The organism is uncultured Campylobacter sp., from assembly GCF_938030815.1.
GTDB lineage: Bacteria > Campylobacterota > Campylobacteria > Campylobacterales > Campylobacteraceae > Campylobacter_B.
The window spans coordinates 1-1,641 of the sequence record NZ_CALHII010000035.1; the positions used below are offsets into that span (position 1 = coordinate 1).

Here is a 1,641-nt window from a genome sequence, read left to right on the forward strand (position 1 = left end):
CGGAAAAGATGCAAGAGAAAATGGATGATAGCATGGATAAGGCTATGAATGAGGATAGTAAAGTAAAAGGCTCTACGGCTAAGTTGAAAGATGAGGCTAAAGAAGAGGAATCATCTAAGGCTAAAGGTAAGAGGAGTAAGAAGGGTAAGAAGGGTAAGGGAGAGTAATAATCAAGAGGTAAAAGAAGAGAGAGGAGTTTCTTTCTCTCTTCTTTTTTTCGTCCTTATTTTTCTGTCTCTTTCTTTTCTATCCTTTTTGCTCATAAAATTTTGGTATGACAGCTTTTTGCGCATCGTATAGAGATTACGGCAAAATAAGAGTCATGGACCGAAGTTCTTGGTTATCGAGCTACGAATTCCATATATCAAGACCCGAATTCCGCATATATGAATCGGGCAAAATTTCAAATTTTATTAAATATCCTTGATGGGATTAGAACTTTTGCTGGATAGCTAGGCGGAAGGAATTGCTTTAAATAAAACGGCCAAGAATTCACTCAAATTCTATTCTGGCTGCATTCAAAAAAAGCAAACTTTAAGCCCAAACCTACTACTCTAAAAATTCAAATTTTACAAATAAGGATACTGAATGAAAAATTTCATATTTTCCGCACTTTTGGCTCTTGGCATCGCAGGCTGCGCCGTAAGCACCGCTCCGACGCCTGCAGGCAACTTACGCTCGCTAAAATCCGAGATCGTAAACTACACTCGCCAAAGCTCCACAGCTTACGTCTATACGTTTAAAGACCTATCCAGCGGCGAGCTCTACACCGCTCGCGCAAGCAGATATTATGCGGCTGCAGGAGATACTGCCTACATAAGTACCGCTTCAGGCGCTATCACCGATATGCGAATCATCTCGCGCAAAGCGGGTTCCGTTACTTCGCGCGCTTATGACATCGGTAAAATCGAGACCAAACAAATGCATAAAAACGACGCTATTGCTGTACCTGAGAGCGAAAATATCAGCTTTTAATCTACGCGATTTTTAGCTGCTGCACCCTTGAAGGTAAGCGAGCCTGCTTTTAATTTGAGATAAACGTTTTTGTGTTTGCTCTCTACTCTTATGAAGGCAATAGTTTCTGTTCTTAATCATGGCGGGCTAGCGCGATTTGTTTGCGCTTTAAAGTCCGCTGATTCTTTATGCGATTGCCTGCATAAATTTTATATTTTATAAGTTGTGGAATTTTATATTTCACAAAATTCTGTGCTGCGTATCTTGCTTCTATGGTTCGGTTAGCGTTTTATATCCACTTGCTTTCGCGCTTAAAATTCCTTTCTGCATAGTGCCATTTTGTCCGCAAAATTCTATATTATAGAAATACGGCTGGCGCTAGAATTTTGATTGCGAAATTCTTATAAATTTTCTTTCTCGCGATTTTTCGCGTACTGCTCGTTCTAAGTGTCGTATTCTTAGCTGATAAGATATCGCGTAGATTTCTAAAACTCACGCTTTGCAAATTTCGTGTCTTGAAATTTCATTCATAAAAAATTTCACGTCGTAAAATTTTTATGAAATTTCTCCCGCATGAAAGAGGTGTTGCCGTCTGTTTACCGCAGCCTGATATAATCCCCACATCGAAATTAGAACTCCTTTCAATAATCGGCGAGACCTGTGTGGGTCTCGCTTTTTTTATGCCCG

1 protein-coding gene is annotated in these 1,641 nt (G+C 39.9%); it reads left to right on the forward strand.

Annotation, left to right across the window (positions count from 1 at the left end; genetic code table 11):
* Positions 1 to 588 precede the first annotated feature (588 nt).
* A complete protein-coding gene (locus tag Q0277_RS00970; protein ID WP_297994610.1) occupies positions 589 to 975 on the forward strand; it encodes a hypothetical protein in 387 nt (128 codons plus the stop codon).
* Positions 976 to 1,641: the final 666 nt, after the last annotated feature.

Coding starts and splice junctions, on each gene's coding strand:
- Q0277_RS00970 (WP_297994610.1), top strand. CDS start 589: ATGAAAAATTTCATATTTTCCGCACTTTTGGCTCTTGGCATCGCAGGC.